This is a genomic window from Actinoplanes sp. NPDC049599 (assembly GCF_044465625.1).
GTDB lineage: Bacteria > Actinomycetota > Actinomycetes > Mycobacteriales > Micromonosporaceae > Actinoplanes.
Genome location: NZ_JBITLX010000003.1, coordinates 420,508 through 445,291, shown reverse-complemented (window position 1 = coordinate 445,291; position 24,784 = coordinate 420,508). Strand labels below are relative to the sequence as shown.

At 71.9% G+C, this 24,784-nt stretch carries 19 protein-coding genes and 1 pseudogene; 13 read left to right on the top strand and 7 right to left on the bottom strand.

The features are described from left to right. Positions 1–52 precede the first annotated feature (52 nt). From ACIBQZ_RS08280 to hemB, 5 genes are all read left to right on the top strand, one after another. On the top strand, positions 53–793 hold the full coding sequence (locus ACIBQZ_RS08280) for a redox-sensing transcriptional repressor Rex (RefSeq protein WP_396087780.1): 741 nt from the start codon (positions 53–55) through the stop codon (positions 791–793). Then, a complete protein-coding gene (locus tag ACIBQZ_RS08275; protein ID WP_396087779.1) occupies positions 790–2,085 on the top strand; it encodes a glutamyl-tRNA reductase in 1,296 nt (431 codons plus the stop codon). The genes ACIBQZ_RS08280 and ACIBQZ_RS08275 overlap by 4 nt, the downstream gene beginning before the upstream one ends. Beyond that, the gene (gene hemC / locus ACIBQZ_RS08270) at positions 2,082–3,017 is read left to right on the top strand and encodes a hydroxymethylbilane synthase (RefSeq protein ID WP_396087778.1); all 936 of its coding nucleotides are present in this window, start codon (positions 2,082–2,084) and stop codon (positions 3,015–3,017) included. The genes ACIBQZ_RS08275 and hemC overlap by 4 nt, the downstream gene beginning before the upstream one ends. Beyond that, on the top strand, positions 3,014–4,600 hold the full coding sequence (locus ACIBQZ_RS08265; protein WP_396087777.1) for a uroporphyrinogen-III synthase: 1,587 nt from the start codon (positions 3,014–3,016) through the stop codon (positions 4,598–4,600). The genes hemC and ACIBQZ_RS08265 overlap by 4 nt, the downstream gene beginning before the upstream one ends. Positions 4,601–4,875: 275 nt before the next feature. Further along, positions 4,876–5,865 carry a porphobilinogen synthase gene (hemB, locus tag ACIBQZ_RS08260; RefSeq protein ID WP_396087776.1) on the top strand — a complete coding sequence of 330 codons (990 nt, stop codon included), beginning with the start codon at positions 4,876–4,878 and terminating at the stop codon, positions 5,863–5,865. Between the two features lie 4 nt (positions 5,866–5,869). Here hemB and ACIBQZ_RS08255 read toward each other — a convergent pair. From ACIBQZ_RS08255 to ACIBQZ_RS08245, 3 genes and pseudogenes are all read right to left on the bottom strand, one after another. Then, positions 5,870–8,212 (bottom strand): annotated as a pseudogene (locus ACIBQZ_RS08255) (endonuclease); the annotation flags it as partial. A gap of 92 nt (positions 8,213–8,304) precedes the next feature. Beyond that, complete coding sequence (locus ACIBQZ_RS08250) at positions 8,305–9,327, bottom strand: GNAT family N-acetyltransferase (RefSeq protein WP_396087775.1); 1,023 nt, start codon at positions 9,325–9,327, stop codon at positions 8,305–8,307. 81 nt (positions 9,328–9,408) lie between these two features. Then, on the bottom strand, positions 9,409–11,085 hold the full coding sequence (locus ACIBQZ_RS08245; RefSeq protein ID WP_396087774.1) for a murein transglycosylase: 1,677 nt from the start codon (positions 11,083–11,085) through the stop codon (positions 9,409–9,411). A gap of 119 nt (positions 11,086–11,204) precedes the next feature. On the opposite strand from ACIBQZ_RS08245, the gene ACIBQZ_RS08240 reads away from it, so the two are divergent. Continuing rightward, positions 11,205–11,414, top strand: a complete 210-nt coding sequence (locus tag ACIBQZ_RS08240; protein ID WP_396087773.1) for a zinc ribbon domain-containing protein — start codon at positions 11,205–11,207, stop codon at positions 11,412–11,414. A gap of 994 nt (positions 11,415–12,408) precedes the next feature. Beyond that, on the top strand, positions 12,409–15,108 hold the full coding sequence (locus tag ACIBQZ_RS08235) for an adenylate/guanylate cyclase domain-containing protein (protein WP_396087772.1): 2,700 nt from the start codon (positions 12,409–12,411) through the stop codon (positions 15,106–15,108). A 123-nt stretch (positions 15,109–15,231) separates the two neighbouring features. Here ACIBQZ_RS08235 and ACIBQZ_RS08230 read toward each other — a convergent pair whose 3' ends face one another. Continuing rightward, positions 15,232–15,735, bottom strand: coding sequence for a phospholipase (locus ACIBQZ_RS08230; RefSeq protein WP_396087771.1), 504 nt, complete (start codon positions 15,733–15,735; stop codon positions 15,232–15,234). Between the two features lie 187 nt (positions 15,736–15,922). Between ACIBQZ_RS08230 and ACIBQZ_RS08225 the strand changes: the two genes are divergently transcribed. Then, positions 15,923–16,939 carry a potassium channel family protein gene (locus ACIBQZ_RS08225; protein WP_396087937.1) on the top strand — a complete coding sequence of 339 codons (1,017 nt, stop codon included), beginning with the start codon at positions 15,923–15,925 and terminating at the stop codon, positions 16,937–16,939. A gap of 829 nt (positions 16,940–17,768) precedes the next feature. Here ACIBQZ_RS08225 and ACIBQZ_RS08220 read toward each other — a convergent pair. Beyond that, entirely contained in the window at positions 17,769–18,815 is a 1,047-nt protein-coding gene (locus ACIBQZ_RS08220; protein WP_396087770.1) for a 2-oxoacid:ferredoxin oxidoreductase subunit beta, read from the bottom strand. Next, entirely contained in the window at positions 18,808–20,661 is a 1,854-nt protein-coding gene (locus ACIBQZ_RS08215; protein WP_396087769.1) for a 2-oxoacid:acceptor oxidoreductase subunit alpha, read from the bottom strand. Before ACIBQZ_RS08215 ends, ACIBQZ_RS08220 begins: the two co-directional genes overlap by 8 nt. 200 nt (positions 20,662–20,861) lie before the next feature. Between ACIBQZ_RS08215 and ndhC the strand changes: the two genes are divergently transcribed. From ndhC to ACIBQZ_RS08190, 5 genes are all read left to right on the top strand, one after another. Beyond that, positions 20,862–21,239: an NADH-quinone oxidoreductase subunit A gene (gene ndhC, locus ACIBQZ_RS08210; RefSeq protein ID WP_396087768.1), complete on the top strand. Its 378-nt coding sequence runs from the start codon at positions 20,862–20,864 to the stop codon at positions 21,237–21,239. An 84-nt stretch (positions 21,240–21,323) separates the two neighbouring features. Then, positions 21,324–21,848 (top strand): DivIVA domain-containing protein, encoded by a 525-nt coding sequence (locus ACIBQZ_RS08205; RefSeq protein ID WP_396087767.1) that lies wholly within the window; start codon positions 21,324–21,326, stop codon positions 21,846–21,848. Then, a complete protein-coding gene (locus ACIBQZ_RS08200) occupies positions 21,845–22,342 on the top strand; it encodes an SRPBCC family protein (protein WP_396087766.1) in 498 nt (165 codons plus the stop codon). Before ACIBQZ_RS08205 ends, ACIBQZ_RS08200 begins: the two co-directional genes overlap by 4 nt. A gap of 34 nt (positions 22,343–22,376) precedes the next feature. Beyond that, positions 22,377–22,967, top strand: a complete 591-nt coding sequence (locus ACIBQZ_RS08195) for a DNA-3-methyladenine glycosylase I (protein WP_396087765.1) — start codon at positions 22,377–22,379, stop codon at positions 22,965–22,967. Positions 22,968–23,286: 319 nt separating this feature from the next. Further along, positions 23,287–23,844 carry a hypothetical protein gene (locus tag ACIBQZ_RS08190; RefSeq protein WP_396087764.1) on the top strand — a complete coding sequence of 186 codons (558 nt, stop codon included), beginning with the start codon at positions 23,287–23,289 and terminating at the stop codon, positions 23,842–23,844. Positions 23,845–23,895: 51 nt separating this feature from the next. On the opposite strand, the gene ACIBQZ_RS08185 is transcribed toward ACIBQZ_RS08190, so the two are convergent. Next, positions 23,896–24,693, bottom strand: a complete 798-nt coding sequence (locus ACIBQZ_RS08185; protein WP_396087763.1) for a S1 family peptidase — start codon at positions 24,691–24,693, stop codon at positions 23,896–23,898. Positions 24,694–24,784: the final 91 nt, after the last annotated feature.

Genomic DNA, 24,784 nt, shown 5'->3' with positions numbered 1-24,784 from the left:
CGGAACCTGCAGCAGGGCTCACCGTAGGTTCGCCTCGTCGGCACGGAGTCAGATGAGTCAGCAGCGTCATGGAAGCACGCCGGCAAACACCGGCGCAGTCCCCGCCTTCCCGGATCTTCCGGAGGCGACGATCGCGCGGCTACCCGAATATCTTCGCGCCCTGCACAACCTCGCCGAGACCAGTTCCGAAACGGTCTCCAGCGAGGGCCTCGCCGCCGCGGCCGGGGTCAATTCGGCGAAGCTCCGCAAGGACCTCTCGCACCTGGGCTCGTACGGCACCCGCGGCGTCGGCTACGACGTCGCGCTGCTCATCGACCAGATCGAGTACATCCTCGGCCTGGACCAGCGGCGTGCCGTCGCGCTGGTCGGCGTGGGCAACCTCGGCCACGCGCTGGCCGGCTACGACGGCTTCGCCAGCCGCGGGTTCCGCATAGTGGCCCTGTTCGACGCCGACGCCGACCAGGTCGGCCAGCCGCTCAACGGGCTGACCGTGCGGCACATCAGCGAGCTCGGCCAGGCCGTCGTCGAGGAGGGCATCACCATCGGTGTCATCGCCACCCCGGCCGGCGCCGCGCAGGCCGTCGCGGACGATCTGGTGGCTGCGGGGGTCACCAGCATTCTCAACTTCGCGCCCTGCGTGCTGTCCGTCCCGCCGGGCGTCGACGTGCGCAAGGTCGATCTCGCCATCGAACTGCAGATCCTCTCCTTCCACGAGCACCGCAAGGCGTCGCTGACGGCGCTGCCGGGCGGGCGCTCACCGCAGGCGGGCAACCAGGAGGCGGTCGGCTCGTGAACCTGCTCAGTGTCGGTGCGTCCTATCGCACCGCGGGGGTCGACACCCTCGAACGGCTCACCATCGCCGGCGCCGACATCCCGGCGATGCTGCAGAAGCTGGTCGCGCAGCCGTACGTGGGCGAGGCCGTGGTGCTCTCCACCTGCAACCGGGTGGAGATCTACGCGGCCGTCTCCGGCTTCCACGGCGGCCTCGGTGACGTCTGCAACGTCCTCGCCGAGCACTCCGGCATCAGCGCCAACGACCTCGCCGGTCACCTCTACGTGCACTACGACGACGCGGCCGTACGGCACTCCTTCCGGGTCTCCGCGGGCCTCGACTCGATGGTCGTCGGGGAGGCGCAGATCCTGGGCCAGCTCCGGGACGCGTACCACGCGGCGACCGAGACCGACACCGCCGGCCGGCTCCTGCACGAGCTGATGCAGCAGGCGCTGCGGGTCGGCAAGCGGGCGCACGCCGAGACCGGCATCGACCGCGCCGGGCAGAGCGTCGTCACCGCCGCCCTGGAGGTGGCCGCCGCGGCGTACGACGGCGACCTGACCGGGCGCACCGGCCTGGTGGTCGGCGCCGGCGCGATGGGCGCGCTCTCGGTGGCGACCCTGACCCGCACCGGCGTCGGACCGCTGCAGATCACCAACCGCGGCGCCGCCCGCGCCGAACGGCTCGCCGAGGCGTACGGCGCCACCGCGGTTCCGTTCGACGCGCTGCAGGAGGCACTCGCCGCGGCCGACATCGTGGTCTGCGCCACCGCGTCCACCGAGCCGGTGCTGACCGCCGCGACCCTGGCCGGCCGGGAGAAGCCACTGGTCGTGCTCGACCTGGCGGTGCCGCGCGACGTGGCGCCCGAGGTGGCCGAGCTGCCCGGGGTCACCGTGGTCGACATCGACAGCCTGGCCACCGGGCGGCGCACGCTGCCGGCCGCCGCCGAGACCGCCGCGGTCGAGCAGATCGTCGTCGCCGAGGTCGAGAATTTCCTCTCCTGGCTGCGCGGCACCGAGATCGCCCCGACCGTCGCCGCCCTGCGCACCCGCGCCGACGACGTGGTCAGCGCCGAGCTGCGCAAGCTCTCCGCGCGCCGGCCGGAATTCACCGAGGAGCAACGGGCCGACGTTTCCCGTACCCTGCACCGGGTCGTCCAGCAGCTGCTGCACTCGCCCACCGTGCGGGTCCGTCAGCTCGCCGCCGAACCCGGCGGGGACCAGTACGCAGCGTTGCTGCGGGAGCTGTTCGACCTCGACGTGCCGCACGCCACCCAGGCCGACGCCGTACCTGAGATCGGAGGACAAGCGTGAGCAGCAGCCCGCTTCGGCTCGGCACCCGGGGCAGCGCCCTCGCGCTCGCCCAGTCCCAGCTGGTCGCCGACTCGCTGACCGCCGCCACCGGCCGCCCGGTGGAGCTGGTCCGGATCGTCACCGCCGGTGACCGGTCCGCCGCGCCGGTGGTCCAGCTCGGCGTCGGGGTCTTCGTCTCCGCGCTGCGCGACGCGCTGATCGCCAACGAGATCGACTTCGCGGTCCACTCGTACAAGGACCTGCCCACCGCCCAGCACCCGGGTCTGCACATCGCGGCGATCCCGGCGCGCGAGGACCCGCGGGACGCGCTTGTCGCCCGCGACGGTCTGATCCTCACCGACCTGCCGCCCGGCGCGCGGATCGGCACGGGCGCGGTGCGCCGAATCGCGCAACTGCATGCTTTGGGCCTACAGTTGCAGGTCACGCCGATCCGCGGCAATGTCGACAGCCGCATCGCGCGGGTGCTCGGTCCCGAGGCCGACCTCGACGCGGTTGTCCTGGCCCGGGCCGGCGTGGTGCGTCTCGGCCGGGCCGCCGAGATCACAGAGACGTTGGACCCGATGCTCATGCTGCCCGCTCCCGCCCAGGGTGCGCTGGCGATCGAGTGCCGATCCGACGACGCAGACCTGGTCGAGCTGCTGGCCGCACTCGACCATGCACCGTCCCGCGCCGCCGTCACGGCGGAACGGGCGATGCTCGCCACGCTCGAGGCCGGCTGCTCCGCACCGGTCGCGGCACACGCCGAGCTCGCCGAAGGCGAGCAAGGCGACGAGATCTACCTGCGCGGTGCGGTGATCAGCCCGGACGGGGCCCGAGCTGTCCGGCTGTCGCGCACCGGAACGCCCGCCGACGCGGCGGAGATCGGCAAGGCGCTCGCCGCCGATCTCCTCGATGCCGGCGCCGACACCCTGATGGGGAGCACAGAAGAATGACCACCCGCACCGCCCGCAAGTCCGCAGGGCGCATCGCTTTCGTCGGCGCCGGACCCGGCGATCCCGGCCTGCTGACCCGCCGGGCCCACGACACCCTCGCCGACGCCGACCAGGTCGTCTACGACCGTGGCGTGCCCGAGTCGCTGCTCGCGGCCATCCGGGCGGAGGCCAAGGACGACACCCAGTTCAGTCCCGCCGAGGGGGCACCCGGCGACGTCGCCAAGGTGCTGCTCTCGGCGGCCAAGTCCGGCCTGTCCGCCGTGCACCTGGTCGCCGGTGACCCGTTCGGTCACGAGGCCGTGGTCAAGGAGGTCCAGGCCGTCGCCCGGACCGCCGTGCACTTCGAGGTCGTGCCCGGCCTGGGCCAGGCCGAGGGCGTGGCCACCTACGCCGGTGTGCCGCTGCCCGGCGTGCGCACCGCGGCCGACATCGACGACGTGACCGCGCTGGACTTCGACGCGCTGGCCGCGGCCGCGGTCAAGGGCTCGTTCGCGGTCGCCGTCGACGCCGGCGACCTCGCCGCCGTCCGCGACGGCCTGCTGGCCGCGGGCGTCGAGCCCGGCACGCCGGTCGGCGTGACCGGCGACGGCACCGGCGAGACCCAGTACACGACCACCTCGTCGGTGGACAGCTTCGTCGCGGCGGCGCTCGGCTTCACCGGCCGGGTGGTGCTCACCGTCGGCGCGGAGGTCGCCCAGCGCGACAAGCTGAGCTGGTGGGAAAACCGCCCCCTGTATGGCTGGAAGGTGCTCGTCCCGCGCACCAAGGAGCAGGCGGGCGCGATGAGTGCCCGGCTGCGGGCGTACGGGGCCATCCCGTGCGAGGTGCCGACGATCGCCGTCGAGCCGCCGCGCACCCCGGCGCAGATGGAACGCGCCGTCAAGGGCCTGGTCGACGGCCGCTACGCCTGGGTCGTCTTCACCTCGGTGAACGCGGTCCGCGCGGTCTGGGAGAAGTTCGCCGAGCACGGCCTGGACGCCCGCCACTTCGGCGGCGTCAAGATCGCCTGCATCGGCGAGGCCACCGCCGACGCGGTCCGCGCGTTCGGCATCCAGCCCGAGCTGATCCCGGCCGGCGACCAGTCCAGCGAGGGCCTGCTGGCCGAGTTCTCGCCGCACGACGAGATCCTCGACCCGGTCGGCCGGGTGCTGCTGCCGCGCGCCGACATCGCCACCGAGACGCTGGCCGCCGGCCTGATCGAGCGCGGCTGGGAGGTCGACGACGTGACGGCCTACCGCACGGTCCGCGCGGCGCCGCCGCCGGCCGACATCCGCGACGCGATCAAGTCGGGCGGCTTCGACGCGGTGCTGTTCACCTCGTCCTCGACGGTCCGAAACCTGGTCGGCATCGCGGGCAAGCCGCACGCCCGCACGGTGGTCGCGGTGATCGGCCCGAAGACGGCCGAGACGGCGACGGAGTTCGGCCTGCGGGTCGACGTCCAGCCGCCGCACGCGTCAGTGCCCGACCTGGTCGAGGCGCTGGCGGGATACGCCGTGGAACTGCGCGAGAAGCTGGCGGCGATGCCGGCCAAGCAGCGCCGCGGCTCGAAGGTCCAGGGCCCGACCGCCCTGCGCTTCCGCTGATCCTCCGCGGACCGGCCCGATCCCGGGCCGGTCCGCCGCACGTCCGCCGCACCGGGCCGGCCTCGCGGTCGGCCTTTCGTTCCGCCGGACCGGCCTCGCGGTCGGTCGCTGTTCCACTGGGCCGGCCTCGCGGTCGGTCCCTGTACCGCCGGGCCGGCCTCGCGGTCGGCCCTTGTATCCGCCGGACCGGCGTTTCCGCCGGCCTGGTCGGGTCGGTTGCTCGACCGGCCCGGTTCCGCCGGCTCACCGCGGCCGGCCTGGCTGAGGGAGTGAGCATGTCGTTCCCCGACGTGCGTCCGCGGCGGCTGCGCCGCACGCCGGCCCTGCGACGGCTGGTCGAGGAGACCCGGGTCGCGCCGGCCGAGCTGATCCTGCCGCTGTTCCTCAAGGAGGGCCTGACCGAGCCGCGGGCGATCAGCTCGCTGCCCGGCGTGGTGCAGCACTCGCGGGAGTCGTTGCGAAAGGCCGCCCACGAGGCCGTCGCGGCCGGGGTCGGCGGTCTGATGCTCTTCGGCGTGCCGGACAACGCCCACAAGGACCCGACCGGCTCGGCCGGGCTCGACCCCGACGGCATCCTGAACGTCGGCATCCGCGACCTGATCGCCGAGGTCGGCGACGCCACCGTGGTCATGGGCGACCTCTGCCTGGACGAGTTCACCTCGCACGGCCACTGCGGCGTGCTGGCCCCGGACGGCACCGTGGACAACGACGCCACCCTGGAGATCTACGGCCGGATGGGCGTCGCCCAGGCCGAGGCCGGCGCGCACGTCGTCGGCCCCTCCGGGATGATGGACGGCCAGATCGGCGTGATCCGCAAGGCCCTGGACGCGGCCGGCCACCAGGACGTCTCGGTGCTGGCCTACTCGGCGAAGTACGCGGGCGCCTTCTACGGCCCGTTCCGCGAGGCCGTCGAGTCGACGTTGCAGGGCGACCGGCGCACCTACCAGCAGAGCCCGGCCAACGTCCGCGAGGCGCTGCGCGAGGTCGAGCTGGACGTCGCCGAGGGCGCCGACCTGGTCATGGTCAAGCCGGCCCTGCCCTACCTCGACGTGATCGCCGCCGTCCGGGAGCGGGTCGACGTGCCGGTCGCCGCCTACCAGGTCTCCGGCGAGTACGCGATGGTCGAGGCGGCCGCCGAGAAGGGCTGGATCGACCGGCAGGGTGTCATGCTCGAGACCCTCACCTCGATCAAGCGGGCCGGCGCCCAGGTCATGCTGACCTACTGGGCCACCGAGGCCGCCCGGCTGCTGCGCGAGCGGTACTGACCGCTCAGTCGTCGTTGGTGATCGTGCCGATCGCCCGGGGGTCGGCGAGCCGGATGTTCGCCAGGCCGGTGATCGCCAGCGTGAGCCGTTCGTCCGGCTCGCGCCACCGGTCGCCGCGGACCAGCACCGTGAAGGTCGTGCCGGCCGCGCCCGCCGCCACGACCTTGCAGGCCAGGTAGGGCTCGAAGTCGATGCCGGCCAGCGCCGACCCGGGCACCGTGCCGGCGCAGATCGTCAACGGCCGGCTCAGCGGCCGGGACAACGTCACCGGGAACACCAGCGGGGTGGTGCCGCGGTTGCCCTCGACGACGGTGGCGTCCGCGACCGACAGCGCCGCCCGGGAGTGGAAGCGGGCGATCTGCGGGTCGTGGTCGCTGGAGCCCTTCGACCCGTTGCCCTCGTCCGCGGCGGCCCAGTCGGCGTTGATGTGCGCCGCCCGCATCTCGATCAGGTCGCCGTACAGGGCCTGGTTGACGAAGAGGTGGTCCAGGGTCTGGGCCGAGCCGTCGAAGACGTACGAGTACGCCGACGCGGGCGCCTCCGCCACCAGGTCGTCCCAGAGGCTGTGCAGGCCGGCCTCGTACAGCGGGCCGAGCTGGTCGCCCGGGTCGGCCGGCACCGGGTCGTCCGGGCGCGGGAAGACGTTCAGGTCGCCGCCGTACGCGATCCGCGCCTGCTCGTGGTGCTGCTCGATGGCCGTGGTGATCGCCGCGCCGTAGGCGGCCTGCTCGGTGCGCTGCCCGACGCGGCTGTCCGGCCCCGACGAGTAGTGGTTGCTGATCACCCAGAGCGGGAACTGCTCGGGCGCGCCGGGCACCGCCTTGACGTCGAAGAGGGCCACCTGCGGCGCGCGGGTGAACACGTTCGAGCCGTCCACTCCCGTCGAGGTGTCCACGTCGGCCGGCCGGACGGCGTTGAGCGTCTTCGGGTTCGACACGTCGGTGTTGCCGGGCAGCGGGGTGCCGCGGTAGACGACCTGCGGGTCCGAGCCGAGCACCGGATCGGTCGCGGCCGGGGTGGCCAGCGTGAGGCGGTCGGTGCGGTAGAGGAAGGCCGCGGTGATGCCCCGGGCGTCGGCGCCGCTGCGGTCGGACGCGGCCGCGTACCCGGGACCGCCCTTGCCCTTGATCGTCAGGGCCAGCTCCTGCAGCGTGTCCGGCTGCCCGTCGGCGTTGTCGACCGCGCCGCAGGCCAGGGCGTTGCCGGCGACCGTGCAGAGGTCCTGGTCCTCGGCCTCCTGGGCCAGGATCACGTCGGGGGAGTGCATGCTCGAGACGATCTGGTCGGCCAGGTCGTCGAGCTTCTCCCGGTACGCCGCGTCGCTGGCCGGGACGTAGTCGAACGGCGGGCTCACCCCGGGACAGCCGGTGTTGCCGGTGAAGTCGCAGCCGTCGAACGGGTCGTCGCGGAAGTCGTACAGGTTCTCCACGTTGTAGGTCGAGACGGCGAACTCGGTGCTGCGGTTCGCCGGCCGCGGCGGGTTGTTCCGGGACGGGTCGGCGCCGGGGGTGAAGGCGGCACTCGCCGGCTGGATGCCGTACTTGTTGAAGGAGTAGTAGAGGCCGCCGAGCACGTCGCCGGTGAGCACGTCGAAGGTCTTGGCCGGCGGCAGCAGCGCGGCGCTGTCGTTCGCGGTCGCCTTCACGCCCAGGGTGCCGAGCAGCACCCGGTTGCCGTTGCCGTCGTCGACCGTGCCGGGCAGGTTGTCCAGCGGGTGCGCGTCGCGGAACACCCGCCGGGCGTACGGGTCGGCGCGGTCCAGCAGCGGGTCGTCCCGGTCGATCACCCAGATCTCCGAGTCGGCGGTGCCGGCGAACACGTTGCGCCCGGCGACGACCCCGGCGCCGTCGCGGACCCGCAGCTGCATGCCCTCGTGCCGCTCCCAGAAGCGGTCGGCGGCGGCCAGTTGGGCCGGCGGGATCGCGTCGTCGACCCGCACCTCGCTCATCGGCACGCCCGCGGCCAGCTTGGTGACCAGCGAGGCGCCGGAGAGCTGGGTCATCGAGAAGAACTCCGACACCCGGGCCCGCACCACGATCTCGTCGCCGACGGCCGGCTCGTAGCCGCCGATCAGCGAGGTGAAGCCGCCCATGAACACGAAGATGCCGTCGGAGCTGGCCGGGTCGCCGTCGTCGGCGCCGGTGCGGCTCTGCAGGAAGAAGCCGTGCTGGGCGGCGCCCGCGGCGGTGCGGGCCAAGGTGCGCTGGGTGACCACTCCGCGGACGTCGTACAGGGTGCTGCTGGTGCCGTTGCCGGACGGGTTCGCGAGCGGCGACCGGTCGGTGCGCGGGTTCTCCGTGTCGGTGGTCGGGCCCTGGACGGCGCCCACGGTCAGCGGTTCGTCGGCGGCCCGGGCGACGCCGGGCACCAGGACGGCCGCCAGCAGCGGGGCAGTGAACAGGGCCAGGACGCGGTGGTAGCGCACGGAGCCTCCACAGCTCAGTCGGTGGGCTCGAGTCTCTGCACCAGCTGGGCCACGTCCGCGCCGTACTCGTACCAGTCCCGGTCGGACTGGAAGCCGAGCTCGGCGTTGACCTTCAGCATCGACTCGTTGTGCTGCGCGTTCCAGGTCTGCACCTCGCGCAGGCCGGGCTCGGCGCCACGCAGCTCGAACAGCATCCGGGCCTTGATCGCCCGGTCGATGCCGTAGCCCCGGTGCTCCCGGACCACGATGGTGTCGTACTGGTCGGCGCGTTCCGGGTGCTGCACCGGCACGACCACCTCGGTCAGCCCGGCGACCACCCCGGTGGCCTCGTGGATGGCCAGCACGATGTACGGCTTCAGCCCCCGGCGGTGCAGGGTGTCGAGGCTGTCCCGCAACCGCTGCGGGTCGGACGAGCTGGGCCGCAGGTCGAGGTCGCTGTCGTCGCCGTCCTGCCCCTCCAGCTTGGCCTGCGCGTACGCCTCCAGCAGCGCGGCGGGCGGCCCACCGGGGTGGAACTCGACCCGGTAGCCGGTGCTGATGCCGTTCGCCATCGCGTTGAGCGAGTTCCAGTCCACGCTGGACAGGCTCAGCACGCTGCGAGTCTCCACATACTCCTGCTCGAAGCCGAGCGAGGTGAGGAACGCGATGGCCGGCGTGTCCCCGATCGCCTCGACCCCGATGGAGGAGAAACCCTCAAGATAGGCCCGGCGCGCGGCGACCGAGACCAGCTGCTGACCGAGGCCGCGGCGGCGCAGGCGGGGGTGGACCATGACCTCGAGCACGCCGATGTCGCCGAGCAGCAGCACGCTGACGTGGCCGTAGATGGTGCTCTCACCCTCGGCGAGCCGGTCGTCCTCGGCCACCCAGCTGATCCGGCGCTCGCCCGGCATGGTCTGCGCCAGATAGTCGACGACCTGGATGTCCTGCCACGGTGGATCGTCCGGGAGATCGGTGGCCAGCACGGCGTTGTACGTCTCCACGAGCGACCGGATCTCCCCCGCCGACGCGGTTCGGGGATCCCACTCACGCACCCTCACCCGTACAGCTTGCCGGTATATGGACCTTCAGGGAAGTGCCGGGTGGACAAATGTACGCGACCCGTCACTGTGGGTCGTCGGTCAGACCCGGCTGCGCTGCCCGTAATCGTTGGCCGCCTCGAACACCTTCTGCGCATAAGGACGGATCGCGTTGTACGACAGAATGGCGTCCCACCAGGCATCCGGCTTGGCCAGATCACGCCCGCCCTGGCACAGGTACCTGGCCGCGGCGAGCGAGGCGTCATCGATGTCGTTCGGGTCGGAAACCCCGCTGTTGTCGGCATCAACACCATTGCCGACGGACACCGCGGTCCACGTCTGCGGGATGAACTGCAACGGCCCGATGGCCCGATCGAACTGCGTGTCCCCGTCGAGCGCACCCTGATCGGTGTCCCGGATCTCCTGCCGCCCACCCTTGCCGTCCAGCGGCAACCCGAAGATCGGCGGCGCGACGGACCCGTCGACATTGAGCACCGCACCGTTGGCGCTGCCGTGTGAGGACTCCACCTTGGCGATGGCGGCGATGGTGGTCCAGGTGAGATGACAACTCGGGGTGGTCCGGCCGACAACCAGCTCGGCATAGCCGTAGGCCTGCACGGCGACCACCGGGATGCCGGCCTTGGTGCCGGTCTGCTGCGCCCAGGAGGTCAGCACGTCGGCGGGCCGGGCGCCCCCGACGGGAGGCTGCACACCGGGCAGGGTGCCACCGACGGCGGGCACGGAGGGAAGGCCACTCACGCTGGGCGCCGGAAGCGCCGGCCCGGACCCGGCCGGAGACCCGGCGTCCCCGCCGAAACCGGGCGTCGCGCTGGGTGACGGCACAGCCTGCAAAGCCTGGGGTACGAGGTAAACACCGGCCGTCCCGGCGGCGCCGAGCAGAAGGGCGGCGATGACGGCGGGGAGGATGAGGCGGCCGCTGGGGCGCTTGGCCCAGGCGGAGGTGGTGCGGGCGGTGCTCCGGGCTACCCGGACGGGATTGGCCCGGCGAAGCACCCGGGTGGCCCGCCCTTGCGAAGCGGCGGCGAGGGCGGCGGCTGAGGGGGCGGTGCTTGCTGGCTGGGCGCTGTCCTCTTTGTTGGGGGGTGCCGTCTTGTCGGGCGATATGGCGCTTTCCGGCTTGGCTGTGGCGCCGCCCGACGCAGCTGCGCCTTCCGCTGTTGCTCCCGCAGCCGCTCCGGACCCAGGTGCGGCCCCGGTTTTGGTTCCCGCCTTGATGGAATTCGGTCCGGTCTGCGCTCGGGGCTCGGTCTTTGGTCCGGTGGTTGGTCCGGGGGAGGGGACCGTCGCGCTCTCCGGCTCGGTGCTGCCTGCGGATGCGGTCTTCGGCTCGGTGCTGCCTGCGGCTCCGGCTGTGGCCTGCGGCTCGGTGCTGCCTGCCCCTGCAGCTGTGGCTGCTGTCTTCGACTTGGCGTTGCCTGCGGCCACGACAGCGGCCTGTGGCTTTGTGTCGCCCTCGGCGACCTTGGGCTCCGTCTCTACCTCGCCGGGCTTGTCCGCGCCGACCTTTCCCGTGGGGGATTCGGCAGCAGCGTTCGTCCCGCTCGAATCCGACTTGTCGGATGCGACCGCTGGTGCCGGAACTTCGAAAGCCGACACACCCTGAGCGTCAGCCGCCACCGGTTGGCTGCCGACCGGCGCATTCCCCGCCGACCGCGCCTCCTCGGGCGCCGCACCCGAGCTGCCGAGGGGTCCGTCGAGATGCGGCGCAGGGAGCCGCTGCCCGCGCCGCTTCGGGGATGTGTCCTGCCCGTCCGCCACCCGAACGACACTACCGGGCGACAGCGACCGCCGAGGCCCATGGACCGAGCCCGATATGTCCGCGTGTCTCGGGCAACCCGGGGCGCCGAACTGTCACAGCCGAGCCATACGCTGTGAAGATGCCGCGCTATGACTACCGGTGCCGCGCCTGTGGCGACACCTTCGAGCTCAACCGGCCGATGGCCGACTCCTCCGCACCCGCGGCGTGCCCCCAGGGCCACGCCGACACGGTCAAACTCCTGTCCACGGTCGCGGTCACCGGCCGCGGCGGCGCGACACCGTCACCGTCATCCGGCGGCGGCTGTTGCGGCGGTTCCTGCGGCTGCTGACCGGCGAACGCCACCGACCCGACCCGCTGTCCGCGCCGGATCCCGCTGACGGCCGCCGCCGGCCGGGCGACCCAGCCGCTGCCGGCTGGCCGACCCAGCCGCCGCCGGACCGCGACCCCAGCCGGCGCGGGCCGGGCGACCCAGCCGGGCTGGACCGCGATCCCAGCCGGCGCCGGCCAGGCGACCCAGCCGGCGCGGGCCGGGCGACCCCAGCCGGCGCTGGACCGCGACCCCAGCCGGCGCGGGCCCGCGACCCCAGCCGGGGCGGGACTGCGACCCCAGCCGGGGCCGGTCCGGCGATCAGCTGGCGCCCGCCACCGCCACGCTCTTGGTCGAGCCCGATGCCAGCCGATGTGTCATCCGCCATGCCGCCCTACCCTCCCGACGCCTCGCCCGGTTCGCCCGGTTCGCCCGGCTCGGCGGGTTGGCCCGGCTTGCTTGCGGTGGTGGCGGCGTGACGGTTGGCCGGGCTCGGCGGTCCGCCCGGCTCTGCGGCGCGGCATTTGGTCGACGGCGGGGCTCGCTCGGCTGGCCGGGGTCGACCAACTTGCGCGTCTCTCCCGGCTTGCGCGTCTCTCCCGGTCCCGCAGCCCGCCCACCTCCCGCGACCCATCCAAATCCGCCGCAGTTTGATGTGACCCAGAGGTATCACCACCTACCCTCCCCCGCTCTCTTGTTCTGTCGGCCGTTTCCGGCGTATCGGCGTGACTCTGTGGTGGCCACCAGGTGACCAGTCGGAGTCGCACAAGAGTGACCCGTGCGGGGCCGTCCGAACGGGTCGATGGAATTGACCGAGTGCAGCGCAACCACAACGTGAACCTCGTCGTTACGTCACGCGTAGTGCCGTGCGTAACCGTCGATGACCCGTCCGTGGGTCGCCCTTCCGGGGTCGGCCGTGGCGGGAGGACGGTTACCGACCGTTTCTACGATGTGCCATGTGATTGCGGTGCGGCAGCATGAAGCGCGACTTCCTGAGGGGGCGGAGGTTCTCACCGTGTCGGGACGGACCGAGCTGCCGAGTGGGCTTGTGACCTTCATGTTCACGGACATCGAGGGTTCCACCCGCCTCGCTCGGATGCTCGGCGATAGTTATGGGCGCGTGCTCAACGCTCATCGTGGCGTCGTGCGCGCAGCGCTGAGTAATTACGCCGGGGCCGAGCTTTTCACTGAGGGTGACTCCTTCTTCGTGGCCTTCCGGGATGCCGCGTCCGCCGTGTCGGCCTGTGTGGCAGCACAGCGTGCGCTCACCGCGTACCCGTGGCCCGACGCCGACCTTGCGCCCCGGGTCCGGATGGGGCTGCACACCGGCTGGGCCACGCCGGTCGCCGGGGAATACACCAGTGCCGTGGTGCACCGCGCCGCCCGGGTGGCCGCCGCCGCGCACGGTGGTCAGGTGCTCTGTTCCGAGGCGACCGCGCTCGCCGTCACGACCTGGTCGCCCGAGCTGACCTCCCGTCAGGACGATCTCGCCCTGCTCGGTGCCGGCGTGGGTGGCGCCCGGCCGAGTTCCGACGGGCCGCGCGGTCAGCGGCCGGCGCTCCTCAGCACGGTTGATCTGCTCGACCTCGGCCCGTTCCGGCTGCGCGGCTTCGACGACGCCGAGCGGCTCTTCCAGGTCGTCGCGCCCGGGCTCGAGCGCGCCTTCCCGCGGCCGCGCACCCCGGGCGCGCCGGTCGACAACCTGCCGGCCGCCGTCACGCCGTTCATCGGCCGGCGGCAGGAGGTCGCCGAGGTCAAGGATCTGATCGGGACGCATCGCCTGGTGACCATCGCCGGTGCGGGTGGCGCCGGGAAGACCCGGCTGGCCATCGCCGTCGCCGAGGAGGTGCGGGCCGCGTACCCGGACGGGGTCTGGCTGGTCGACCTCGCCGAGGCGCAGCCCGCCGAGGCGCTGGCGGCCGCGATCGGGGTACGCCCGGAGCCTGCCCGTCCGCTCGTCGACTCCCTGATCGAGCGGTGCGCCGGCAGCCGTACCCTGCTCATCCTGGACACCTGTGAGGGCCGGCACCACGCCGCCCGGCAGTTGGTCCGCCGGCTGCTCGCCAGCTGCCGCAGGCTGGACGTCCTCGCCACCTCGCGGGCCTCGCTGGGCGTACCCGGTGAGCTGGTCTGGCGGATCCCGCAGCTGGCCCCCGACGATGGTTTTGCCCTGCTCACCGCCCGGGCCGCCGCGGCCCGCGGCGGGCGGCCCGGTCCGGCCGGCGAGGCTGCCGACCTGGCCCGGATCGTGTCGAAACTGGACGGCGCGCCGTTGGCCATCGAGCTGGCGGCGGACCGGCTGCGGCTGCTCACCGCGGCGCAGCTGGTCACCCGGCTCGACGATCCGATCGCCGCGCTCGACGCCGGTCGCGACGAGCCGGGCCGGCACGGCAGCCTGACCCGCAACCTCGACTGGTCCTACCGCGGCCTCAGCGAGGGCGCCGCCGAGCTGCTGCGCCGGCTCGCCGTCTTCGCCGGCCCGGTGGAACTCGGCACCGTCGAATGGTCCGGCGAGGACGCCTTCGGCGCCCTGTCGGAGCTGGCCGACCGGTCGCTGGTCGAGGTCGTCGCCGGGCCGCGGTACCGGATGTCCGAGCAGGTCCGGGCGTACGCGACCCGCCGCCTCGCCGCGACCGGGGAGGAACTCGCCGCCCGGGACCGGCACGTCGCCTGGTCGTTGCACACGCTGGCCGGCGTGGTGGTCGACACCGACGGCCAGCCCCGCACCGTCTCCCTCACCGAGCTGGCCCCGTACGTGCAGGAGTGGCAGGCGGCGCTGCGCTGGTCGGCGGGCGGCGGCGACGTCCGGGCCGGCCTGCGGCTCGCCACCGCGCTGGACCCCTGGTGGCGGGAGCACGGCGGCGCCCGGGAGGGCCGTGACCTGCTCTACCGGCTGTACGGCCGGCTGGACGACGAGCCGGCCGAGCGCCTCGACCCGGCCGCGCTGGCGTCCGCGTACCTGGTCCACGCGGGCCTGGCCGAGGACCGGGAGGAGCGGACCCGCTTCCTGGACCGGGCGGAGGACATCGCCCGCCGGATCGGCCACCCGGCGTTGCTGGTCCAGGCGCTGGCCGGCCAGCGTCTCTCGCTGATGGAGGCCGGCCGCACCGCCGAGGCGGAACGGGTGTGCCGCGAGGTCATCGCCCGTGCCGAACGTGCCGGGGTGCAGGGTGCGGCTTTGCCGGCGGTGGTGACCCTGGCCGAGCTGCTCTGGCGGCGCGACGCGCTGGACGAGGCGGCGGAACTGCTCGGCGGGGCGCGACAGTTCGAGGCGGGCCGGCCGGAGGACCGGGGCAGCCGTACCGTGGACTGGTTGCTCGGGATGGTGGCGTTGCGCCGCCGTGACCTGGTCGCCGCGCACGACCACCTGGTGGTTGCCCTGCGGTCGCGGCTGCGGCACGGCTTCCGGGGCGCGGCCGCGGACGCCGTCGCGGCCATCGCCGTCCGATGTGCCGTCGGCGGCGACCCCGGCACCGCGACCGTCCTCTTCGGGGGAGCGGAGTCGGTGCGCGGTGCGCGGCGGGCGACCCAGTTCGGGGCGTTCTGGTCCGGCCAGCAGGCCGCCCTGCGGCGGACGCTAGGCGACACGGCCTTCGACGCGGCCTACGCCGACGGGGCGGAGATCGGCTTCAGCCGGGCGGTGGCGATGGCGCTGGCCGTCGAACACCCGGACCTCGAACACGGCTCGGCCCGCTTCGCCCAGACCCTGGGCTGACCGAGCCCGGCCTGCGATCCGGCCCGGCCTGCGATCCGGCCCGGCCCGGGGAACGGCCAGGGGAGCGGCCCGGCACACAGAGCGGCCCGGCCCGGGGAACGGACCGGGCCGGGCTCGCGGGTGCTACTCGATCAGGCTCTCGGCCCGGTCGATGTCGGACGGGTTCACCGCTTCGAGCGAGCCGAAGATGCTCACCGCCTGGTAGTACGTCCAGGCCAGGCTGAGGCAGGCCGGCCGGACCGCCGCGTGGTAGGTGGCGCACTTGCGCTTGAGGTCGGCGTAGAAGACGTTGTCCACCCGCGCTTTGTTGGCCGAGAAGGTGCCGAGGTCCTTGTAGTTGCGGTAGCCGAAGTCGTGGTGCCAGCACGCGTTGGTGAAGTTGAAGCCGAGCGGGTTGTCCGGGCTGGACGAGCAGTAGTCGGTGGTCCAGTCGAAGCCGTAGCTCGCCCACGGCGCGCGGTCGAGGCGGGCTTCGTTCCAGGCCGCGGTGCTGGCCGCGGTTGTCTGGGTCCAGTTGGACAGGACGGCGGCCTTGCTGTCCGCGGCGGCCGAGGCGGCGACGGAGGGAGCCAGCAGGGCCAGGGCTGAGATCAGGACGACGAGGGAACGGCGGACGGTCCGGTTCATCGAAACCTCCAGCGGTAGGCCGCCAGTGTTTGATCGACGGGTTTCGAAATACAAGACGATCAATGGAGATTTCCTTAACGTTGCCTCAACTTACCGGTGGGTATTCCGTGGCGGGCCTGTCGTGTGCTGTCCTGAAATACGGTGTGGGCCCCGGCCGCTATGGTGTGAACGTGCAGGCGGCCGTTCAGTGATCCGATTACCTCTGGTCCGACAGGGACCACTGCGAGCGCTCGCGGTGCGGCTCGTGGCGGCGATCGTCCTCGTGCTGCTCACGGTGTTGGTGATCTACCTCGACCGGGACGGCTACCGCGACGTCAACGAGGACGGGCTCACCGTCCTCGACTGCTTCTACTACGCGGTGGTGTCGCTCTCCACCACCGGCTACGGCGACATCACCCCGGTGACGTCCGACGCGCGGCTGGTGAACATCGTGTTCATCACGCCGGCCCGCGTGCTCTTCCTGATCATCCTGGTCGGCACGACCCTCGAGGTGCTCACGGAGCAGTACCGGAAGAACATCAGGGTCACCCGGTGGAGGCGAAAGTTGAAGGACCACATCATCGTCTGCGGCTACGGCACCAAGGGCCGTGCCGCGGTCAGCGCGCTCCTGGAGACGGGCTACGACAGGTCCCGCATCGTCATCGTGGAAAGCCGCGACGAGGCCCTGCGCCAGGCCGCAACCGCCGGCCTGGTCGCCATCGAGGGCAACGCGACCCGCTCGGCGGTGCTCCTCGAAGCGGACGTGAAGAACGCCAAGTCGGTCATCATCGCCACCGACAGCGACGAGGCATCGGTGCTGATCACCCTCACCGTGCGCCAGCTGACGGCAGGCCAGGTCCGGATCATCGCAGCGGTCCGCGAACAGGAGAACGCAGCACTGCTCAAGCAGAGCGGAGCACACCACGTCATCGTGTCGTCGTCGACCGCGGGCCGCCTGCTCGGCCTGACCACGACAACCCCACCGCTGATCGACGTGGTCGAAGACCTGCTGACCCCGGGCCAGGGCATGGCCCTGGCGATGCGCTCGGCGGAACGCAACGAGGTAGGCCGCAACCCCCGCGAACTCCAAACACTGGTGGTAGCCCTGATCCGCCGCGGCAAGGTGATGCCACTGGGCGGCCAGCAATCCATCACCATCGACACCGGCGACATGCTGATCTACATCCGCGACGAAGAAAACAGCGGCATCGAAGTAGCGGTATAACCCCCGGCCAGCAAATCAAGGTCAAGGTCACAATGTCGTGCCTGGTTGCATGGCGCTGACCGTCGCTCCCGCCGAACGCAGGCTGGTTGCATGGCTCTCCGTCCGGCTGCGGCTGATTGCATGTTCTATCCGCTGCCTGCTGGTTGCATGGTGGGCTTGGGGGCGGGGATAACCCACTCCGGGCGATCAGGCTTGGTCCCTGCGCGGGTCATCCCCGCCCCCAAGCCCGTTGTGGTCAGGCACCTGCCGCCGCGCACCCATCACAACCGCGGCAACCGCACAGCCGAGGCCAACCTGAGCTGAGCGACACCGCTTCCACGCCCGCACCCGCCAACCCGGCCCCTGCCCGCTGGAGAGCATCCGGAACCAAGGTCCGACGACGCCACCCTGCCAGGACCAACCCACCACCCGGCCCGCAGCCGCAGCCCTGAGCCGCAGCCCAGGAGTGACCCACCACCCAGCCGCAGCCTGCTGAGCGCAACCGGCGCGGAATGTTCGCTTGACCACCACCGAAGCCTGGCCTGCCCGACAGACCCGCCCGGAGCGACCACAGCGCGGAAGCCAGACCCCGCACCAGAAGGTGACCGCACACCTGGAGTTGCAGTCAGAGGGCCGGCGACCCATCCCTCAGCCGCAGCGGGCGAGAATGCAAGGTGGGGGCCGGGGGGGGCCCCCCCCCCCCCACAACCCCCCCCCCCCCCCCGGGGGGGGGCCCCCCCCCCCGGCCCCCGCCGTCCCAGCGCAACCACCAAACCCCGAAACCGCAAGCGTGGGTGAAAGCCTCTCGGCCGGGGCGGCACAGAAGAAGGATCGGCCCCGGGGGTAAGAGCTAGAGGATTGTCCAGGTATCGCCAGCGTTGAGAAGCTCGTTGAGCATCTGGTTCGGCGTACCCGTGACCTGAGCCTTAGCGTCTTCCAACTGCTTGGAGATCAGCTCGTCATAAGAAGGCCGGGTCACGTTGCGGAAAACGCCGATCGGGGTGGTGCCCAGATCCGAGCCCGACAGCCGGCTAAGAGCGAACGCGTACGCAGGATCGTCCACCGTCGCGTCGTGCACCACCGGCGTTTCGCCGCCCAGCTCGGCCGATGAGCGCACCGACAGGCCGAACGCGCCCGCCGGGTGGACCACCGAGAACTGCTTGTCCGCCCCGAACGTGATCGGCTCGCCCTGTTCCAAGCGGATCAAATGGTCGTCGCGGGTGTTCGCGTCCTTGAGCACCTCGAACGCGCCGTCGTTGAAGATGTTGCAGTTCTGGTAGATCTCCACGAACGCCGAGCCCTCGTGCTGGGCCGCCGCCCGCAGCACCGACTGCAGGTGCTTGCGATCCGAGTCGATCGTGCGGGCCACGAAGGTCGCCTCCGCGCCCAGGGCCAGCGACAGCGGGTTGAACGGCGAGTCCGCCGAGCCCGCCGGGGTCGACTTGGTGATTTTGCCGAGCTCTGAGGTGGGTGAGTACTGGCCCTTGGTCAGGCCGTAGATCCGGTTGTTGAACAGCAGGATCTTCAGGTTGACGTTGCGGCGCAGCGCGTGGATCAGGTGGTTGCCGCCGATCGACAGCGCGTCGCCGTCGCCGGTGACGACCCAGACCGACAGGTCCGGGCGGGACGCCGACAGGCCCGTCGCGATGGCCGGTGCGCGGCCGTGGATCGAGTGCATCCCGTACGTGTTCATGTAGTACGGGAAGCGCGACGAGCAGCCGATGCCCGATACGAAGACGGTGTTCTCCCGGGCGATGCCGAGTTCCGGCATGAACTGCTGGACCGCCGCCAGGATCGCGTAGTCACCGCAGCCCGGGCACCAGCGGACCTCCTGGTCAGACTTGAAGTCCTTGGCCGTCAGCTTCACCGGCGTCAGCGGGATGGTGGGGCTAGCCATTCTTGACCACGTCCTCGAGCATGTTCTCCAGCGTCGCGGCCGTGAAGGGCAGGCCGCTGATCTGGTTGAAGGGAACCGCGTCGATCAGGTACCGGGCCCGGATGACGTGGGCTAGCTGGCCCAGGTTCATCTCCGGGATGATCACCTTGTCGTACGACTTGAGCACCTCGCCGAGGTTCGCCGGCAGCGGCGAGAGATGCCGCAGGTGCGCCTGGGCGATCGGCAGCCCGCGCTGGCGCAGCGCCCGGCAGGCGGCGCCGATCGGGCCGTACGTGGAGCCCCAGCCGAGCACCAGCACGCGGGCGTTCTCGTCGGGGTCCTCGATCTCGACGTCCGGCACCGGGATCGCCTCGATGCGCTCCGCCCGGGTGCGGACCATGAACTCGTGGTTCGCCGGGTCGTAGGAGATGTCACCGGTCTTGTCGGCCTTCTCCAGGCCGCCGATCCGGTGCTCCAGGCCCGGCGTGCCGGGGATCGCCCACGGCCGGGCCATGGTCTCCGGATCCCTCAGGTACGGCAGGAAGCGCCCGTCCTCGCCGTTCGGCTCGGTGGTGTACGCCACCGAGATGTCCGGCAGGTCGTTGACCTCGGGCAGCAGCCACGGCTCGGAGCCGTTCGCCACGTAGTTGTCCGAGAGCAGGATCACCGGGGTGCGGTACTTCAGCGCGATCCGGGCCGCCTCGATCGCCGCGTGGAAGCAGTCCGACGGCGACTTCGGGGCGATCACCACCAGCGGCGCCTCGCCGTGCCGGCCGTACAGGGCCATGTTGAGGTCGGCCTGCTCGGTCTTGGTGGGCATGCCCGTGGACGGGCCGGCCCGCTGCACGTCGACGATGACCAGCGGCAGCTCCAGCGCGATGGCCAGGGAGATGGTCTCGCCCTTGAGTGCCACGCCGGGACCCGAGGTCGTGGTGACGCCGAGCGCGCCGCCGTACGAGGCGCCCAGCGCGGCGCCGATCGCGGCGATCTCGTCCTCGGCCTGCATCGTGGTGATGCCGAACCGCTTGTGCTTGCTCAGCTCGTGCAGGATGTCCGACGCCGGGGTGATCGGGTACGCGCCGAGGAAGACCGGCAGCTTGGCGCGCACGCCCGCGGCCACCAGGCCCAGCGCGAGCGCGGCGTTGCCGGTGATGTTGCGGTATGTGCCCGGCAGCATCTTGGCCGGCTTGACCTCGTAGCGCACCGAGAAGTCCTCGGTCGTCTCGCCGAAGTTCCAGCCCGCCTGGAAGGCCGCCTTGTTCGCCGCGACCAGATCCGGGCGCTTGGCGAACTTGCGTTCCAGGAACCGCAGGGTCGACTCGAACGGGCGGGAGTACATCCAGCTCAGCAGGCCCAGGGCGAACATGTTCTTGGCGCGCTCGGCGTCCTTCTTCGCGACGCCGAGCTCGGCCAGCGCGCCGATGGTCATCGAGGTCAGCGCCACCGGGTGCAGGGCGAAGCCGGCCAGCGAGCCGTCCTCCAGCGGGCTCACCGCATACCCGACCTTGGCCAGGTTGCGCTTGGTGAACTCGTCGGTGTTGACGATGATGTCCGCGCCGTGGGGCAGGTCGCCGACGTTCGCCTTCAGTGCTGCCGGGTTCATCGCCACCAGCACGTTCGGCGAGTCGCCGGGCGTGAGGATGTCGTAGTCGGCGAAATGCACCTGGAAGCTGGAGACCCCGGGCAGGGTCCCCGCCGGTGCGCGGATCTCCGCCGGGAAGTTCGGCAATGTCGAGATGTCGTTGCCCAGCTGCGCGGTCTCCGACGTGAACCGGTCGCCGGTGAGCTGCATACCGTCGCCGGAGTCGCCGGCGAATCGGATGACAACGCGATCGAGCTGCTCGACACGCTTCGCGGGAGCGGCCACGTTCCAACCTCCTGAGGGAGCCGACCGGCGGGTACGCACGTCGATGAGCCGGCCCGTTATAGTCACTTCCAGCCTACGTCGGCGCTCCTTACCGTCGCCGGTACGGGGGCGTGTCCGATCTCAGACCGTTGACCACAGTAGCCAGGCAAGGCTTGCCTGAGCCAACCGAGTCCACCCTTCGGTTCGCTAGGCTGCTGACCGTGCAGGGCTATCTGGGTTCGTACGCCACGCTGGGGCTGGTCATCGCCGCCGGGGTGCTCGTGTTCGTCGGCGCGTTCGGCGCGAACAAGCTGCTCAGGCCCGCCAGCCCGGCCGAGCCGGCGGGCAAGCGGCTGACCTACGAGAGCGGCGTCGACCCGGTCGGCGGCGACTGGGCACAAGCCCAGATCCGTTATTACGTGTACGCGTACCTCTATGTGCTTTTCGCCGTTGAGGCGGTCTTTCTTTTCCCGTGGGCGGTCGTTTTCGACCGGCCGGGCTTCGGCCTGGTGACCGTGGTCGAGATGGGCGTTTTCGTGGCAGTTCTGGCGCTCGGCATCGTGTACGCCTGGCGCAAGAAGATCCTCACCTGGACCTGACGTCCCTCGATCCGACCCGGGCGTTTCCGGCCGGGCGGGGTGGCGGGCTCGCACACCCGCAGCGGTCGTGCCACGATCGTGCCCATGGGTCAGCTTTTCCTTTTCGTCGTCGTGGCACTGGTCGTTGCTGCGATCGTGTTCGGGGTGACCGTCATGCTCAGCGGCGGCGACCCGGGCCTGACCCCGGTCGAGCCGGATGGCAAGGCCCTGCCGCTGCCCAGCGACCGCCCGCTGGGCGAGGAGGACGTCATCCGCACCCGGTTCGACATCGCGTTCCGGGGCTACCGGATGGCGCAGGTCGACCAGGCGCTGCAGCGGGCCGCCTATGACATCGGTTACAAGGGTGAGCTGATCGGCGTGCTGGAGGCCGAGGTCGCGGCGCTGCGGGAGGGCCGGACGGCCGACGCGGACGTGCTGCGCCGGGCCCGCGAGGCCGCGGTGGCCCCGCCGCCGCCCGAGCCCGTGGTGGTGCCCGACGTGATCTCCTCGGACGACAAGCCCGCGCCCGCCCCGGACGCCGAGGCGCAGCCGGCTCCGACTGCTGCCGCCGCGCAGCCGGAGAAGGGCCGCACGGCCGCCGCGGACGAGGAACCGGCGGAGAGCCGATGAGCACACCTGGACCGGTCGACGGCCTCGGTGACGCCGCCCGGCCCGGCACCGGTGAGGTCACCGCCACCGTCATCGTCAACGCCCCGGCCGACCGGGTCTTCGCGGCCTTTGTCAACTGGGAGCGGCAGGGCGACTGGATCCCGTTCACCCGGGTGCGGGTGGTCGAGGGCGACGGCGGCGAGGGCAGCCTGATCGAGGCGATCACCGGCGTCGGCACGACCGGGCTGCGCGACGAGATCCGGGTGGTCCGCCTGGACGCGCCGTACGAGGTCCGGGTGGTGCACTGCGGCAAGATCCTGCGCGGTCCCGCCTCGATGCGCTGCACCGCGATGGCCGGTGACCGCACCCAGGTCGTCATGCACGAGTGGTTCCACCTGCCCGGCGGGCAGGCGGTCAAGCTGGCCTGGCCGCTGATCTGGCCCGGCTCGAAGCTGAGCCTCAAGGGCGCGCTGAAGAAGTTCGGCCGCCTGGTCGAGCAGGGCCGCCTGTCCTGAATTCCTGTCGGGGGTCTCTCGTAGGTTGCTCGGCATGACAGACGTGACGGCCGCGGGCCTGGTGCTGGGGCCCGACGGCCTGGCCCGGTGCGGATGGGGCGGCAGCACCCCCGACTACCTGCCCTACCACGACCTCGAGTGGGGCCGGCCGGTGCACGGCGACGACGCCCTGTTCGAGCGGATGACGCTGGAGGCGTTCCAGTCCGGGCTCTCCTGGATCACCATCCTGCGCAAGCGGCCGGCCTTCCGGGCGGCGTTCGCGGGCTTCTCGATCCCGGCGGTGGCGGCGTTCACCGAGGCGGACGCGACCCGGCTGATGACCGACGCCGGGATCGTCCGTAACCGGATGAAGGTCGACGCCGCCCTGCACAACGCCCGGGTGGCCGCCGACCTGCCGGACGGGCTGGCCACGTTGCTCTGGTCCCACGCGCCACCGGCCCGGGCCCGGCCGCGGACCCGGGCGGAGGTGCCGGCGACCACACCCGAGTCGGTCGCGCTGGCCAAGGAGCTGAAAAAACGCGGCTTCAAGTTCGTCGGCCCGACCACGGCCTACGCCCTGATGCAGGCGACCGGCATGGTCGACGACCACCTCGCCGACTGCTTCGTCCCACCGACCCGCCCCTGACCGCCCGCCCGGCGGGAGGACCAGGCTCGGCCGTGGGCCGGGCAGCCGCCCGGCCTCGCCGAGCCGCCTCGCCGGGCGCCGGCAGCCGCCCGGCCGGGCCGGCCCGCCGCCGGGAGTCAGCCGGACCCGGGAGGGCGCTCAGGGTGATCAGCTCGATTCTGCGGGGCCGGGCTCGTCGCCCAGGCAAGACCACCCCGCGCCGCTTCCCGGCCTCCAGCGACCCGCTCAGGCCCCTCGCGCCGCCGTTCTGGGCGCTACCCCGGACACCCCGCCCGAGCCAGCGCCGACCGCTCCCGGCGCGCGTGATGAGATGGTGCGCATGGCGCAGTGGGCGGTGATCATTCCAGCGGATCGGTGGGCGACCGAGCGGTTGTTCCATCACGACACCCTGACCGTGGCGGGTCTGGCCGGGGTGCAACCGGCGGCCGGGGACCAGGTTCTGCTGGTCACGGCGGAGGAGGCCGCGCAGGTGGTGGCGCTCGGTGTGGTTGCCGCCGCGCCGGCCAGGCGGGGTGCGCACGGCGTGCCCGAGCTGTCGGTCACCTACACCCGGCGGGCCTTCGACCAGCCGGTGCCCGGCGGTGAGCTCAAGCTCGCCGAGCCGGTCGCCGAGGTGGACGAGGAACTGTTCCAGCGGCTCGCGGCCCGGCTGGCGGCCGGCCCGGACCGGCAGACCTGGCTGGTCAGCCTGGATCTGCCGATCGAGGCGGCGACCCCGGCGGAGGCCGTGCGGCAGTTCTGGTCGTACGCGCTGGAGCTGGGGCCGGCCGAGCTGCCGACCTTCGTCTCGCCCTCCGGCAACGAGCTGGCCATGCAGGCGTTCGTCCTCGGTGAGCAGGCCAACCTGGACCCGGAAGAGGACGAGGACGACGACTGAGAAGCGGGCCCGGAGCAGCTGCTCCGGGCCCGCTTTCGCACAGCGGGAGGGTCAGCCGCCGAGGCTGGTGGCCGCCGAGGCGATCGTCGAGGCGAAGTAGCTCACCTGGGTGTAGACGCCGGGCTTGTTCGGCCGGGCGCAGCCGTCGCCCCAGCTGACGATGCCGACCTGGATCCAGGCGTTGGCCGAGTCGCGGCGGAACATCGGGCCGCCCGAGTCGCCCTGGCAGGTGTCCACGCCACCGGCCGCGTAACCCGCGCAGATCTCGTTGCTGGCGATGATCTGGCCGGCGTACATGCTGCTGGAGTTGCAGGTGGTGTCGCTCACGAACGGAACGGTCGCCTTGCGCATGGTGGTCTGCTGGCCGCCGCCCTCGGTGGCCGCGCCCCAGCCGGCGATCGTGAAGGTGCCGGTGTCGTACGCCGTGGTCCTGGCGATCGGCAGCGTCGCGAAGCCGGTCACCGGGCTGGCCAGGCGGATCAGCGCCCAGTCCTTGCCGTTGCCGTTGTAGCCGGGGGCCCGGTAGACGTAGTTGGACTTGCGGGTGACCTTGCTCGTCGAGTTGAGGTTGACCACCCCGATGGTCGCGGTGATCGACGTGTTGGTGCCGGTGCCGTTCACGCAGTGGGCGGCGGTCAGCACCAGGGTCGGGCTGTAGAGCGCGCCGCCGCACCCCATCGACAGCCGGACCATGAACGGGAACTCACCCTGCGTTGCCGTGGTGCCACCGACGACCATGTCCGGGCCGTCGGGGGCGGCCGCCGCGGGCGACGACTGCATCAGGGTGCCCATCGCGGCCACCGTCAGAGCGGCTGCCGCCCCGCCCAGGATCCTGCGCCACCTTGCCATCCAGACCTCCCCAGCCGAAGGTGCGCCGTGCGACGCACCGTTCTCGATGGGGCAAAGTCAAACATTTACCGGCATTGATACGGGTATCCCG